At 42.1% G+C, this 15,225-nt stretch carries 10 protein-coding genes and 5 pseudogenes; 9 read left to right on the top strand and 6 right to left on the bottom strand.

Going from position 1 to position 15,225, the window contains the following annotated elements; translation table 11 throughout:
• The first annotated feature begins 201 nt into the window (after positions 1-201).
• The 7 genes and pseudogenes from AC4CU2_RS13055 to AC4CU2_RS13025 all read left to right on the top strand — a co-directional run bounded on the left by AC4CU2_RS13055 (position 202) and on the right by AC4CU2_RS13025 (position 6,588).
• Positions 202-1,134: an IS5-like element ISAha1 family transposase gene (locus tag AC4CU2_RS13055; protein ID WP_004637176.1), complete on the top strand. Its 933-nt coding sequence runs from the start codon at positions 202-204 to the stop codon at positions 1,132-1,134.
• Between the two features lie 87 nt (positions 1,135-1,221).
• Positions 1,222-1,683, top strand: a complete 462-nt coding sequence (locus AC4CU2_RS13050) for an Lrp/AsnC family transcriptional regulator (RefSeq protein ID WP_029574962.1) — start codon at positions 1,222-1,224, stop codon at positions 1,681-1,683.
• Positions 1,684-1,979: 296 nt separating this feature from the next.
• Positions 1,980-2,801, top strand: a complete 822-nt coding sequence (locus AC4CU2_RS13045) for a hypothetical protein (RefSeq protein ID WP_010326135.1) — start codon at positions 1,980-1,982, stop codon at positions 2,799-2,801.
• 69 nt (positions 2,802-2,870) lie between these two features.
• On the top strand, positions 2,871-4,523 hold the full coding sequence (locus tag AC4CU2_RS13040) for a nitrite/sulfite reductase (protein WP_279045297.1): 1,653 nt from the start codon (positions 2,871-2,873) through the stop codon (positions 4,521-4,523).
• Between the two features lies 1 nt (position 4,524).
• A complete protein-coding gene (locus tag AC4CU2_RS13035; RefSeq protein ID WP_005400044.1) occupies positions 4,525-4,932 on the top strand; it encodes a CidA/LrgA family protein in 408 nt (135 codons plus the stop codon).
• Between the two features lies 1 nt (position 4,933).
• Positions 4,934-5,643 (top strand): annotated as a pseudogene (locus AC4CU2_RS13030) (LrgB family protein).
• A gap of 18 nt (positions 5,644-5,661) precedes the next feature.
• Complete coding sequence (locus AC4CU2_RS13025) at positions 5,662-6,588, top strand: HPP family protein (RefSeq protein ID WP_279045299.1); 927 nt, start codon at positions 5,662-5,664, stop codon at positions 6,586-6,588.
• Between the two features lie 128 nt (positions 6,589-6,716).
• Here the strand turns inward: AC4CU2_RS13025 and AC4CU2_RS13020 are convergent, their stop codons facing one another.
• From AC4CU2_RS13020 to AC4CU2_RS13000, 5 genes and pseudogenes are all read right to left on the bottom strand, one after another.
• The gene (locus AC4CU2_RS13020; RefSeq protein WP_279045300.1) at positions 6,717-8,123 is read right to left on the bottom strand and encodes an aminotransferase-like domain-containing protein; all 1,407 of its coding nucleotides are present in this window, start codon (positions 8,121-8,123) and stop codon (positions 6,717-6,719) included.
• Positions 8,124-8,202: 79 nt separating this feature from the next.
• Positions 8,203-8,325 carry a hypothetical protein gene (locus AC4CU2_RS13015; RefSeq protein ID WP_004694789.1) on the bottom strand — a complete coding sequence of 41 codons (123 nt, stop codon included), beginning with the start codon at positions 8,323-8,325 and terminating at the stop codon, positions 8,203-8,205.
• 14 nt (positions 8,326-8,339) lie between these two features.
• A complete protein-coding gene (cydB, locus tag AC4CU2_RS13010) occupies positions 8,340-9,344 on the bottom strand; it encodes a cytochrome d ubiquinol oxidase subunit II (protein WP_279045301.1) in 1,005 nt (334 codons plus the stop codon).
• A pseudogene (locus tag AC4CU2_RS13005) lies at positions 9,337-10,314 on the bottom strand (cytochrome ubiquinol oxidase subunit I); the annotation flags it as partial. The gene cydB and the pseudogene AC4CU2_RS13005, both read right to left, overlap by 8 nt.
• A gap of 53 nt (positions 10,315-10,367) precedes the next feature.
• Positions 10,368-11,299: pseudogene (locus AC4CU2_RS13000) on the bottom strand (IS5 family transposase).
• A 48-nt stretch (positions 11,300-11,347) separates the two neighbouring features.
• Here AC4CU2_RS13000 and AC4CU2_RS12995 point away from each other — a divergent pair.
• A pseudogene (locus AC4CU2_RS12995) lies at positions 11,348-12,568 on the top strand (outer membrane protein assembly factor BamB family protein); the annotation flags it as partial.
• 94 nt (positions 12,569-12,662) lie between these two features.
• Positions 12,663-14,828 carry a TonB-dependent receptor gene (locus AC4CU2_RS12990; protein WP_279044128.1) on the top strand — a complete coding sequence of 722 codons (2,166 nt, stop codon included), beginning with the start codon at positions 12,663-12,665 and terminating at the stop codon, positions 14,826-14,828.
• 97 nt (positions 14,829-14,925) lie between these two features.
• Here AC4CU2_RS12990 and AC4CU2_RS12985 read toward each other — a convergent pair.
• A pseudogene (locus tag AC4CU2_RS12985) lies at positions 14,926-15,207 on the bottom strand (carboxymuconolactone decarboxylase family protein); the annotation flags it as partial.
• Positions 15,208-15,225 lie beyond the last annotated feature (18 nt).

The raw sequence follows: 15,225 nt of genomic DNA, 5'->3' as shown, positions 1-15,225 counted from the left end.
TGATTTTTTAAAGGCAATTTAGAAAAAGAATCGTGATTGTCAAGTACATCTAGTTATAAAATAAGCTGACACTTATTTAAATTAAACGCCTAATGAATTTCATCGGGCGTTCTCTATTTTAAAGATAAGGAATTACCATTATTTAAGGGCTCTGTTGCACAAACCTATCTCTAAAGGCTTATTCCACAATATAATTCTCAAATGAATAAGCCCACACCTAAAATCTATCGTACAACCAATTGGTCTTCTTATAACAGTGCATTAATAAATCGAGGAAATCTCTCAATTTGGTTTGATCCCAAGACGCAATGGTACGCTCAACCCAAAGGTAAACATGGTCGAAATCAAACTTATTCAGATACAGCCATCCAATGCTGTTTAATGATCAAATCCTTATTTCGTCTTTCTTTACGCATGGTCACTGGCTTTGTGCAAAGTCTCATTCATCTTTGTAGATTAGATTGGACAGCACCAGACTATTCCACCATCTGCAGAAGACAAAAGCATATTGATATTGCAATTAACTATCAAAAAAGCAGTAATGGTCTCCAGCTACTCGTCGATTCTACTGGCTTAAAGTTTCTAGGCGAAGGTGAATGGAAGCGTAAGAAACACCAACCTGAATATCGTCGCCAATGGCGTAAACTTCATATTGGTATAGATGCTGAAACCCTTCAAATACGCGCTATTCAACTCACTACAAATAATGTGAGTGATTCACAAGTGCTTGGTGATTTACTCGATCAGATTCCACAAGATGAGCAGATTGACTCTGTCTATACTGATGGGGCTTATGACACCAAGCAATGCCGTCAAGTAATTGCAGACCGACAAGCACATGCGGTGATTCCGCCAAGAAAAAATGCGAAACCTTGGAAAGATACAAAGACCAGCTCGCTAGAGCGAAATGAATTACTTCGAACAGTTAAACGTTTAGGAAGAACAATATGGAAAAATTGGTCAGGCTATCATCGCAGAAGTCTGATAGAAACCAAGATGCATTGCATCAAATTATTAGGCGATAAACTCCGTGCGAGAAACTTTCAAAGCCAAGTCAATGAGATTCATGCACGTGTGGCCGTATTAAATAAATTTACAGATTTAGGTCGACCTCACACCCAAGTTGCCACTTAAATTTAGATAACTTGGAAGAAGTTTAGCTTTTGAATGTTTGTGCAACAAAGCCGTTTGAATGAGAAAATTTCTCGCAGGAAGCTGCTCATGCAATTGGATAAATTTGATTTCGCTTTATTGGAGCATCTGCAAAAAGATTGCTTAACGCCACTCCGAGAGTTGGCCGATTTAGTGCATTTATCAACTGCCTCGGTACAACGTCGCATCCAAAAATTAAGAGACAGTGGCTATATTATTGGCAATACCGCGGTGCTTGATCCCGACAAATTGGGACAAGTGATTACAATTTTTGTCGAGGTTCGCGTCAATCAAACCCACGTGACTGACCTTGACGAGTTGAAAGCAAGTTTTTCAATTCCAGAAGTACAGCAGTGCTATTACGTAACAGGCGAGGCGGATTTTATGTTGGTACTCTTGGTGCCAAGTATGAGTCGATTTCAAGCCTTATGTGATCAGCTTTTTCATCATAATGTGAATGTGCAATGGTTTAAAACTACCGTTGTATTAGAGCGTATCAAAACAACTTTAGAGGTGTCTTGTCAGCCATAACTTTTATTCTCTTTTCTATATTCCACCTTATATTCAATGGCTAAAGGGGCTGCTTGAAATAGGAAAAGAGAAAAGTCGTTTCTGAATTTTTAGGCACTCAAAATAACGCCATGATGGAATTGGGCTCCTATTTATATAACGAATTTATTTTTCTAATTTTGATGGTTTTGCACCTATAAAACTTGAGAAGGAGGCACGCTGTTATAGTTTTTTCAAGCCTTACTGTAGCTACTCATTCACACCAAAATAGCTGAAAATTTGACTCAAGAAGGGATCACAATCTTGATGGTGGCGTAATGTTTATAACACAGCAACTGAATACAATTTCTGAATTGGTTGAGGGGCAGGGTCTTTCAGATCAACTGCAACATCTACTTGCGCAGCAGTATTTAAACTTAGAAGCAACTTTGCTGCGTGCTAAAGTCTTACGTGATTTTTCAAGCGCTAAAGTTCAGTATATTGTGCAATCTGCCATTCAAGCAGAACATGCCGAGGTCGCATTTTTATTTGCGCCTTTTATCTTGGCAAATTTAAACCATCCTGTGATTTATAGCAGTCCCGCAACGCCGACCGTACTCAATATCCTCAATCGTTACTATCAAGCAGAGCAAAAACAAAACCTAAAAATAGATGATGTGCTTGAGGCTCTCAATGTTTATTTAGATTTGAGTGATAGCGTATTGAATGATGTCGATTTTTTCTATTTTTCATTGATCAAAGCACTATGTCGAACCGATGTCTCTCAGATTTTTTTGGTGACATCATTAGTGCTCAATACACAAAAACTTGCAGAGCTGGAACAGTTTTTTAAAGTCAAAATTAACTATATTTCTACCCATGCGCATGATGCCATCATCGACAGTAGTGAATGGAATATGCGGAAATTGTTCTTTAAAAACAAAGATCAGCAATATATCGATTTATGTGAAAAATTCGCCACATTGAATGCGCAGTTATTGTTGAGTTATGGCAGTTATAACCAGCAGCAAGCGATCCAGCTGGTTGAAGATATGTTCTATGCGGAGCATATTTATGAAAAGTTATCGGTCTATGCCGAGTATATGCAGACCTGTTTACAACATGGTGTGTCCCGAAAGCAGGCGACTTTTTTCGCCTAATTTGCATTTTTGATGCGCTATTCAAAACAGCTTTTCTTTCATATTGATGCATATACCTAGGTCATCCCCATGTTTTTATATACAGACTTTGATCAAAATTTATTAAATGAACGTGTCGCACAGTTTCGCGACCAAACCCAGCGTTATTTAGAGGGAAAACTGACTGAAGAAGAATATCGTCCCTTACGCTTACAAAATGGTTTATATGTTCAACGCTATGCTCCCATGCTACGTTTGGCAGTGCCTTATGGCTTAATGAACTCTGAGCAATTGCGCAAGGTGGCTGAGGTTGCGCAGAAGTATGACCGTGGTTATGCGCATATTTCAACACGTCAAAATATTCAATTGAATTGGCCGCAGCTAGAAGATGTCCCTGATATTTTGCAGGAACTCGCTACGGTACACATGCATTCTATTCAGACCAGTGGCAACTGTATTCGAAACACCACGACAGACCAGTATGCAGGTGTCGTTGAAGAGGAGCTCACAGACCCGCGTCCCACCTGTGAACTGATTCGCCAGTGGAGTACCTTCCATCCTGAGTTTTCATTCCTTCCACGTAAATTTAAAATTGCGGTTTGTGCACACCCAGAACAAGATCGTGCTGCCAAGACTTTTCATGATGTTGGGGTCTATTTGGTAGAAAATGAAGCAGGAGAATTGGGCTATCAAATTAAAGTCGGCGGCGGTCTTGGACGCACCCCTTTAGCGGGACATGTCATTAAGCCATTTTTAGCCCGTGAAGATTTAATTGCCTATTTAGATGCCATCATGCGCGTATATAACTTGCATGGTCGCCGTGATAATAAATACAAAGCGCGTATTAAAATTTTAGTGAAAGCCCTCACTCCAGCGGGCTTTGCGGAAAAAGTTGAAGCTGAGTTTGCACATACTCAAACACTGCTCAAAGTTCAGCCTAGTGTTTTAGCGCAAATGGATGCAGTATTTCGACCGTTTGCCTATGAACCTTTAGATGCAGAAAATTTTGAGGCGTTGTTCCAACAGTATCCGAAGTTTAAACACTGGTTCAATATCAATACCCATGCACATAAAGTCGCGGGCTACCGCATAGTCACAATCAGCTTAAAACGGGCGGGTGTGGCTCCGGGGGATATGACTTCCGATGAAATGCGTTTAATTGCAGATTTGGCTGACCAATATACCTTTGGTGAGCTGCGAACCACGCATGAGCAAAATATTGCCTTAACCGATGTACGCCAAAAGGATCTGTTTGAACTGTGGCAAGTCTTGGATCGTGGCAATTTGGCCCGTGCGCATATTGGCTTTCTGACCGATATGATTTGCTGTCCGGGAGGTGACTTTTGTTCATTGGCAAATGCCAAATCTATTCCGGTGTATGAGGCGATTGCTCGCCGTTTTGATGATTTGGATGCTTTATATCATTTAGGCAAGGTCGATCTGAACATTTCAGGCTGTATGAATGCGTGTGGACACCACCATGTCGGCAATATTGGCATTCTAGGTGTCGATAAAAAAGGCGCTGAATATTACCAAATTAGTTTAGGCGGTAACTCAGATCATGATGCATCCATCGGTGATATTTTAGGACCATCATTTCCTGCAGAAGATATTCCCGATGTGCTCGAAGAAATTTTAAATACTTATCTGGATCTACGTTTAGCACATGAATCTTTTTTAGAAACCTACAAACGTGTCTCGATCCAGCCGTTTAAAGAGCGGGCTTATGCGGACATAAATTGAGATGTTGCATGACCGAACTCGGCTGAAGAAGTTAAACACTGCGAGCTACCAAATCATCATTATTTTGGCCGTTTGGAGCTGTGCTGATGTCTTACAAAAGTTGCTGAATTTGCCTGTGGCATCAGGGGTACTTGGGTTTTTTCTGCTGTTGTTTTTACTTGAAATGAAATGGTTGAAATTAGCCCACGTTGAACGCGGTGCCGATCTGTTACTGGCTGAACTGCTGCTGTTTTTCATTCCGCCAGTGGTTGGCGTGATTCAATATCAGGATTTATTGATTGCCAGTGGTTGGAAAATTTTGCTGGTGATTTTAATCAGCACCGCTTTGGTGATGATGGTTTCTGTATATAGCGTGCGGTTGTTGTTAAAGCAGCCAGTGCTAAATCAAGAATCAAAACTGGAAGATTAGTATGACTGAATTCTGGGGAATTTTTTACTTGGTTTGGACCGTGCTGTGCTATTTCATGGCAAAGCAGCTTTTTGTTCGAACACAAAAAATCTATTTATCCCCCATTATTGTTGTTCCTAGCGTGAGCATCGTACTGATCTTTCTTTTACAGCATCAGTTCCAAGACTATTACTTTTATACCCAATATTTGGTGGCCATGCTCGGCCCAATCACGGTGGCTTTTGCTATTCCTGTTTTTCGTTATCGCCGCATGATTCAGCAACATTTTAAAGTGTTGCTCTTCAGTTCTAGCCTCGCCATGTTGGTGGGTATTTTCAGCAGTTGGTTTTTGGCGAGCCTATTGGATTTTGATGACATCGTTAAAAATAGCCTGTTGGCGCGTTCCATTTCGATTCCTTTCGCTTTGGTGCTTACCGAAAAAGTGGGGGCTCTATCAGCCTGATTCCGCTATTTACTGTGATTACAGGTTTGGTCGGTATGTTGTTGGGAGATCTCCTTTTGCTTTGGATGAAATATAAAAATCATCTTGCTTCGGGCGCAGCACTAGGTAATGCCGCACATGCTATGGGCATAGCTCGGGCAAGACAGCGGCATGAATTGGAAGGCGTCATTGCCAGTCTCTCGATGATTATTTCAGGAATCATTATGGTGCTATTTGCGCCATCGCTGATTGCAGTGACGAAGTATTTACTTGGCTTTATATCGTTTTAAATCAATAAGGAATCGAATATGAATCCTATGTCACATGCAAAGACAATCTTAAGCCCCAAAAGCTATCTCGCGGCCTTTGTCTTTATAGTACTCATGGTGGCGGCTGCCTATGGACTGAATGATCGTGAAATTATTCTGCCTGAAATGGCGGCGATGGCCGTTGGGCTATGGGTCTATCGAGATAAACAGTGGCTGAATCAGCCAGATAAAATTTTTATTTTACCCAGTTTGACCGCTGTAATCGGGTTCTGTATTAATTTGATGCCGATTTCATATTTGTTCAAACTGGTTTTGGTTCTCTGTGCTATGTTGCTCGTGATGCGGATGTTTAACTATATATTACCGCCCGCACTGGCCACAGGTTTCTTGCCGATTGTGACCCAAGCCTATGAAATATCGTTTTTGATTTCGATTTTTGCCACCAGTTTTATCCTGATGTTGAGTGTTGTGCTCTTTAAACTGAACCAAGGCGTGGAGAAGAAAGGCAATTTTGATCGACGAAAAATAGGTGTATATGCCAGTATTACCTTAATCGGTTTTGCACTCGCCGCTATTTTCAAGGTTGAAGCGATGGCGCTGATTCCACCGATTACAGTGGTGGTGTACGAATCATTAAATATGATGATGTATTCGTTGAAAATGTGCCTTAAGCAGATTGCTGCGTTGACACTGTCGATTTCAATGGCCGTGCTTATGCAGTTGTGGATTCAAGATTGGATCTTGCTCACCCTCATATATATGCCCTTGATGTTTCTTTTGCTCAAGCTCTTTGATATGCGCATTCCTGCGGTATATGCCTTTCCATTTTTGGTTTTTGTCTTTCCACAAGACAGTGTGATGCATTTACCTGTTGCATCCGGCCTGATGGCTGGCTTTTCACTTGGCTGTGTCTATATCTATCGCACCTATTTTCAGAATATGAGTGCTGAGAAATCCTATACCTAGCTTGAGAGAAATGACATGATCTGATCATGTCATTTTATCTCTGGGATGGTGATATTTGCAGTATGGGCAGTGAGTCTCTTCAAATAAAAAGATGGTTTAAATCAGTCTGGATTTAAACCATTCAACTTTTATTCAAATGCTTCTGGATAAATACATTGGATCAAGGCATCTAAGGCATTTTGAATACGTTCATTGATTTCAAATGAACAATTGATCCGAATATGATGTGGAATATTATCCGTTTGATAAAATAATGAGCCGGGCGCAATGCTGATATTTTTCTCTAAGAGCTGCTCATAAATTAAATTGCCATTGATCTGCTCAGGCAAGGTAATCCATAAAAAATAGCCCGATGGATAATAATGAATTTGATAATCTTCAGACAAATGTTCAGATAAATAAGTGTAATACTGATTTTTGAGACGTTTTAAGGTGTTACGCAAAGTTTTTAAGTGCTTTTCATAGTGTCGATGCGATAAATAATCGACCAAGGCATTTTGAATAAATGAGTTGACGGAAAGCGTGCTCATCAGCTGTAGATGCTGAATATGCTCCGAAAATTTACCCGCATAGACCCAACCAATCCGAAAACCCGCACCTAAAGTTTTTGAAAAAGAAGAGCAGTGTAAAACCAAATTTTTCTGATCAAAGTATTTCATCGACAGCGGTTTTTTATGATCAAAATAAAGTTCTTCATAAACATCGTCTTCAATTAAATAAATATCGCGCTCGTGCAGTAGCTTTGCCAGTTGGTATTTGATGTCGTCACTGACCGTAAAACCAATTGGGTTGTGACTGTTGAGCATCAGCAGACAGACTTTAATTGGATAACGTTCAATTGCATCTTTAAAAGCTTCAAGGTCAATACCGTGTTCTTCATGTTCAGGAATACTAATGACTTTCAGGCCCAAATGTTCAGCCGCTTGCCATGCGCCATAAAATATTGTTTTTTGAAGTAAAATGTAGTCACCCGGTTGGGTCATAGCTTGTAAGGAGAGGTTTAAAGCATCTAATCCGCCCGAGGTAATTACGATATCGGACGGGTCTGTTGGAATCCCTTGCATACAGTAGCGCTGCGCAATCAGTTTTCGTAGCTCAAAGTTTCCGGGAGGTAAACTTGGCATCTGTTCATAACTAAGACGGTGTTTGGCACGTTGTCCCAACGTTTGCATCAGCTTGGCAGAGTAGAGCAGTTGGCTGTTGGGAAAGGCAATGCCAAAGGGAACCATTTGTTCAGATTGGATCGATTTTAAGTATCTGAAAATTTTAGAGTTGATTTCAATTTTTTCGTTGAGGATGACACTATTGGAGTTGCTGTCTGAGCGTCCATCGCCTGTCACAAAGTAACCGAGTTTTTCTTGTGAATAAATCAGCCCTTGCGCTTCGAGTTCTTGATAGGCATTCATCACCGTCATCAGGCTAAAACCCGATGTTTCAGCTTGTTGACGTAGTGAAGGCAGTTTATCGTTGGCTTTCCAAAAACCACTTTCAATCAAATGTTTCAGGCTGAGCGCAAGTTTTTCTGATTTATACATATGGGTTCGCTGCAATTAAAAGGCACAGGACATGTATTGAAAGTCCCGTGCCTAATTCATAAAAAATGCTTGGCTGGCTTTAGTAAGCAAAACTCAGCAACAGCTTAAAGAAACCCGCAATCAGTGCGAGAGAAATAAAGCCAAAGCACCACAATAAAATAAACCATAATCGTGGGCTGAGTCGATCAACAAATTTTTTCATGTCTATCTCCTCAATTAATGATAACCCTGATCCCCTATACGTACTTTGTCACGGAACACCCAATAGGACAAGAAGGTATAGGCAATGATGATCGGAATGAGAATTGAAGCCCCCACCAAGGTGAACTTTAAACTTGACTCAGGTGCAGCGGCCTGCCAAATAGTGACCGATGGCGGAATAATATTGGGCCATAAGCTGATGACGAAGCCAGTAAAAGCCAAAAAGACTAAAGCCAAAGTATAGATAAACGGTTTTAGTTCATGCTGCTTTTTGCACGCCGATAGAATCAAGCCAACAAACAGTAAGACTAAAATTGGCACTGGGCTAAAATAGTATAGATTCGGTAGAGAGAACCAACGCTGTGCAATTTCAGGATGGGTCAGCGGCGTATATAAACTCACGGCACCGAAGATAATGAGTAAAGCAATAATCAGCCGAGGCATGAGATGAAACATCCGTTGCTGTATCTCTTTTTCGGTTTTCCAAATGAGCCAGCCACAGCCTAAAGTGGCATACATCACCACGACACCTAGACCGGTAAAACATGTAAATGGCGTGAACCAGTCCCATCCACCACCGCTGTAAATACCATTGGTGGTCTGAATACCTTGGATATAAGCCCCTAAAATCACGCCTTGGAAAAAGCTCGATAAGATAGAGCCCCAGATAAACGCGAGATCCCAGAGGTATTTGGTGCGCGTGGCTTTGAAGCGAAACTCGAACGCTACGCCGCGGAAAATCAAGGCAACCACCATAAAGATAATGGGTAAATACAGTGCCGATAAAACGGTTGAATAGACCAAAGGAAATGCAGCGAATAAGCCAGCACCACCCAGGACCATCCATGTTTCATTACCGTCCCAAACGGGCGCGACGGTATTCATCATCACATCACGTTCTTGCGTTCCGTTCATAAAGGGAAACAGAATGCCAATGCCTAAGTCGAAACCATCCATAACCACATAGATGAGTACCCCGAGCCCGATGATACCGACCCAAACCAAAGCGAGATCAATCATGTGGTTTCTCCTTACTATTTTGAGCAGAAGGATCAGTGGTATCGATAGATTCTTCAACAGCACTGAGTGGACGTAAAGGGGTTTTAAAATGCCCCGGACCAGTATCTTGCACGGCATCTAAAGGCGTAGAAAAAGCAGGGCCTAATTTGATCAAGCGCAGCATGTAGTAAATTCCCGCGCCAAAGACGACGGTATAGACCAGAACAAAAATAATCAGGCTCAAGCCGACTTGATCTGCGGTGACTGTATGCGATAAACCGTCTTTAGTCCGAATGACGCCATACACGACCCAAGGCTGACGGCCAACTTCTGTAGTGACCCAACCTGCTAGGAGCGCGATATAACCTGTAGGTCCCATAATGATGGCAAATTTATGAAACCAACTGCTTTCGTATAGAGAGCCTTTTTTACGTAGCCACAGTGCTGTTAATGAGAGTAAAACCATTAACATGCCCAAGCCGACCATGACTCGGAAACTCCAAAACACAATCAGTGCATTCGGACGGTCTTCAGCTGCGAAGTCTTTTAAACCAGTGACCTGACCCTCTAGGGAATGCGTCAGAATCAAACTGCCCAGATTGGGAATACCAATCTCAAAATCATTCGACTCTGTTTCCATATTCGGTAAAGCGAACAGTAATAAAGGCATGCCATGATCACGATTGGTTTCCCAATGACCCTCAATGGCTGCCAATTTTGCAGGTTGATGTTTTAAGGTATTTAAACCGTGGTTGTCCCCAATCACAACTTGTAGGCAAGACGTGACCAGTACCATCCATAAACCCATAGAAAAAGACTTTTTCACCAACTCATCACGACGACCTTTCAGTAAATGCCATGCGGCGGTGCCAACCACCAAAAGTGATGAGACGAGGAAGGCCGCTGCTGCCATATGGGCAAATCGGTAGGGGAAGGATGGGTTAAACACAATTGCCCACCAATCTGTGGGGACAATAATGCCATTTTCGATGGGCTTTGTTGCACAAAGATTTGAAATGCAAAGCGCCCCTAATTGAGCCAAATTTAAGGCGTAACTTGGGTAAGTGGTCGACCTAATTCCGTAAATCTGTTAAGGACTGCTACACGTGCATGGATCTCATTCACTTGGCTATCAAAACTCCTTGCACTGAGTTTATCTCCTAATAATTTGATGCAATGCATCTTAGTTTCAACCAAACTTCGCCGATGATAGCCTGACCATTTTTTCCATAGTGTCCTGCCTAAACGTTTAATTGTTCGAAGTAATTCATTTCGCTCTAGCGAGCTACTCTTTGTATCTTTCCATGGTTTCGCATTTTTTCTAGGTGGAATCACCGCATGCCCTTGCCGATCTGCAATGACCTGACGGCATTGCTTGGTGTCATAAGCTCCATCGGTATAAACAGAGTCAATCCGCTCATCTTGTGGAATCTGATTAAGTAAATCACCAAGCACCTGTGAATCACTGACATTATTGGTTGTAAGCTAAACTGCTCGTATTTGTAGGGTTTTATCATCTATACCAATATGTAATTTACGCTATTGGCGACGATATTCAAGTCCATGTTTCTTGCGTTTCCATTCGCCCTCACCTAGAAACTTCATGCCTGTAGAGTCCATGAGTAGATGCAGTCCATCGCTACTTTTTGGTAGCTGATTACAATATCAATATGCTTTTGTCTTCTACAAAGCGTGGTGTAATCTGGAGCTATCCAATTTAATCCGCAAAGTTTAATCAGACTTTGCACAAAGCCAGTGACCATACGTAAAGACAGACGGAATAAGGATTTAATCATTAAGCAGCATTGGATGGCTGCGTCGGAGTAGGTTTGATTTCGCCCTTGTTTGCCTTTTGATGGCGCATACCATTGCGTAGCAGGATCAAACCAAATGGCAATATTTCCGCGACTCATGAGTGCTCGGTTATATGCGGGCCAATTGGTTGTGCGGTAGATTTTGTGTGTAGGCTTCTTCATTTGAAAATTATATCGCTGAAAAACCCTTTACAGATAGGTTTGTGCAACAAAGCCGGTGAAATCTATAAACGTAGCTCGGCAAACTCTTGGGCTGCAATGTCCTACGACCTGCAAATGAACACGGTGTTTTTACCGATGGGAAGTTCGTCAGTCGATGTTTGGGGCGGAAACCGTCAACCTGTAGATCATAAGTACAATTCTTCTGTTTTGGCTTTGGATGCAACCACAGGTAAAGAAAAGTGGGTTTATCAAACTGTTCACAATGACCTTTGGGACTTTGATTTACCCATGCAGCCAAGCTTGGTCGACTTTCCAATGCAAAATGGGCAAACCAAAGCTGCTGTTGTCATTGGCACCAAGTCTGGTCAGTTCTTTGTACTTGACCGTGTGACAGGCAAGCCTTTAACCAAAGTGGTTGAGCAACCTGTAAAAGCTGCAGATATCCCTGATGAGCAATACAGTGCAACTCAGCCACGTTCAGTTGAAATGCCACAGATTGGCAATCAAACTTTGACTGAATCGGACATGTGGGGCGCAACGCCATTTGACCAGTTGATGTGTCGCATTAACTTTAAGTCTATGCGTTATGACGGTCTCTTTACAGCACCGGGTTCTGATATATCTTTAAGTTTTCCGGGATCACTGGGTGGGATGAACTGGGGCAGTATTGCATTTGACCCAACGCATCGTTATATGTTTGTCAACGACATGCGCCTAGGTCTGTGGATTCAGCTGATTAAACAAACGCCTGAAGACTTAAAACTTGAAGCCAGTGGCGGAGAGAAGGTCAACACTGGTATGGGCGCAGTGCCAATGAAAGGTACACCGTATAAAGTGAATAAAAACCGCTTTATGTCGGTATTGGGCATTCCATGCCAAAAACCACCTTTCGGAACCATGACGGCGATTGATATGAAAACCCGTCAAGTGGCCTGGCAGGTGCCTTTAGGTACGGTTGAAGATACTGGTCCAATGGGCATCAAAATGGGCTTAAAAGCGCCGATTGGTATGCCAACTATTGGTGGTCCAATGGCGACGCAAGGTGGTTTAGTGTTCTTTGCTGCAACACAAGACTTCTACTTGCGCGCCTTCAATTCATCTAATGGTGAAGAGTTATGGAAAGCGCGTTTACCCGTAGGTAGCCAAGGTACACCAATGAGCTATATTTCTCCAAAAACAGGCAAGCAATATGTGGTCATTTCCGCAGGTGGGGCACGTCAGTCGCCTGATCATGGTGATTATGTGGTTGCGTATAGCTTAGCCGATTAAAACGTTTTATTGTATGGGAAGCCTGCCGAGATGATAGGCTTCCCATTTTTATGGTAATAACAAGCAAGGAAATATTGTGCGATTAACTTATTTGATGCCTGCGCCTTTTAAACAAGCCTTATTGACAGCGGTTATTTTACAATCTATGCATGCTTATGCAGAAGCGACAGAATATCAACTTCCTGTCATCACCGTCCAAGCGGTACATACCGATAGCGAGTTGTTATCGACTTCTGCATCCATTCAAAAAGTCCAAGCGGCTACAGTACAAAACAATGCCAATGTGAACCTATCCGAAGTATTACAAGGGGTTGCAGGCTTACAAATTAATAACCGCGAAAACTATGCGCAAGACTTACAGATTTCGATGCGTGGCTTTGGCGCTCGTTCAACTTTCGGCGTACGTGGCATTCGGATGTATGTCGATGGTATTCCTGCGACCATGCCTGATGGTCAAGGGCAAAGTTCCAATATTGACCTCAATAGTTTAGATCACATCGAAGTACTGACAGGGCCATTTTCATCTTTATATGGTAACTCATCAGGTGGAACCATTTTAGCTGAGAGCAAAGAAGGACAAGGGAAAGACTCAATTCAAGTGGGACTCAATGCAGGCAGCCATCATAAGCAACAAGCCAATATCCAATTACAAGGGGGTTCCGAACAGGCCAATCAACCTGCTTATGTGATTAGTTCTTCTTATTTTGATACCGAAGGTTTTCGAGACCATAGTGTTGCACAAAAAGTATTAAATAATGCCAAACTAACATGGAACTTAGACGATGGCAGTAAAATCAACTGGGTGATGAACCGTGTCGATATTGATGCTGACGACCCGCAAGGTCTCAGTCGTGAGCAGTGGAAAGCTAATCCGAAACAAGTGAATGACCGTACCAATACTTATAATGTGCGTAAAGAAATTGAACAAACCCAAACAGGACTGACGTGGACTAAACCGCTGAATGACCAGCAAGAGTTGTATAGCATGTTCTATTTGGGAAACCGACAAGTCGTACAATATCAGTCGATTCCTGAGTGTGCAATAAATGAAAATACAGGCAAATGTATACCGAATTCTTCACAACTCAATCCTCGCCATGCAGGTGGAGTAATTGATTTTGACCGAGATTACTATGGCGCAGATTTTCGCTGGACAGGAAAAGCACTTTTGCCGAATACAACTTTGGTTGCAGGACTGGCTTTAGACCGGATGGTCGAGGACCGTAAAGGTTATAACAATTATAATCATGCGGGTACATTTGGCGTGAAAGGTGATTTACGCCGAAATGAAAATAATACCCTGTGGAATTTAGATCCGTATGTACAAGCCTCATGGCAATTCTTACCCACATGGCATCTTGATACAGGCTTACGCTATAGCAATGTACATTATGAGTCAGATGATCATTACATCCTTGATAAAAATGGTGATGACAGTGGTTCAACGGATTATCAAAAATTATTGCCTTCTGTAGCTTTAGGCTGGGAAATTTTACCTGAAATTTATGCCTATGCCAGTTATGGCAAAGGCTTTGAAACGCCAACCTTTACCGAAATGGCTTATAACACTGATCCTTCGAAATCGGGTATGAATTTTGCGTTAAAAGCAGCAAGTAGTGATAACTATGAGCTGGGTCTAAAGTCGCAGAATCCATTCGGGCTCTTCACTTTAGCTGTTTTCCAGACAGATACAGAAAACGATATAGTGACAGCGGGAACACGTGATGGTCGTGCGACTTTTCGTAATGCAGATCAAACCACACGACAAGGTTTAGAGCTTTCATGGCAACAAACGATTTGGAAAGAACTCAACATACAATCGAGCTTTAGTTATATTGATGCTGAATTTGATAGTTATACAGCAGAAATAGCGAATCCAAAGGATTCAACGAAACCTTATGCGAAAGCCATTAATAAAGGAAATAAGATTCCCGGAATTGCCAAAAACCAAGTGTTTACCCGTATTGCATGGCAACCTGAACAGGGCTTTCAAGCTGGCTTAGAAGCACGCTATATGGATAAAATTTATGTCGATGATATCAATTCGGATACTGCGCCAAGTTATACCGTTGTAGCTGCAAATGTCGGCTACTTATGGGTAAACCGTGACTGGAAAGTAAACAGCTATGCCCGAGTCGATAACTTGTTTGACCGTAACTATGTTGGCTCAGTGATTGTGAATGACAGCAATAGTCGCTTCTTTGAACCTGCCGATGGTCGAAACTTTAGCGTTGGCATGAGTGTAACCAAAGCCTTTTAATGGAAATGGTTTGGCTAGGGAAAAATGCTGCATAGCCAAACCAGATGAATCGCGCCATGCGACTGCAAAAAACGCTTTTGTATGGCGCATAATCTATTTATGAATGGCTTTGATATTCCTGAATCACTTCCAGCGCAGCGCGGAACGCCTCTTGAGTCGCAGGTGCGCCGCAATAAGGCAAACTGTGTAAAAGGACTTCTTGAATTTCTTCAACCGTTGCACCGTTATTCAACGCACCACGAACGTGACCTTTCAGCTCAGTTGGACTTTTTTGTGCCGTCAAAAATGCAATGGTAATTAACGAGCGATATTTACGTGGTAAGACACCTTCACGTTGCCATGTTGAGCCCCAAGCATGTTCATTAATCCAGTCCTGCATCACATCAATGTAAATGCT

It is taken from the genome of Acinetobacter sp. 797_lipA, assembly GCF_058243025.1.
The sequence above is the reverse complement of the archived record's forward strand: the minus strand, read 5'-3'. Positions and strand labels throughout refer to the sequence as shown.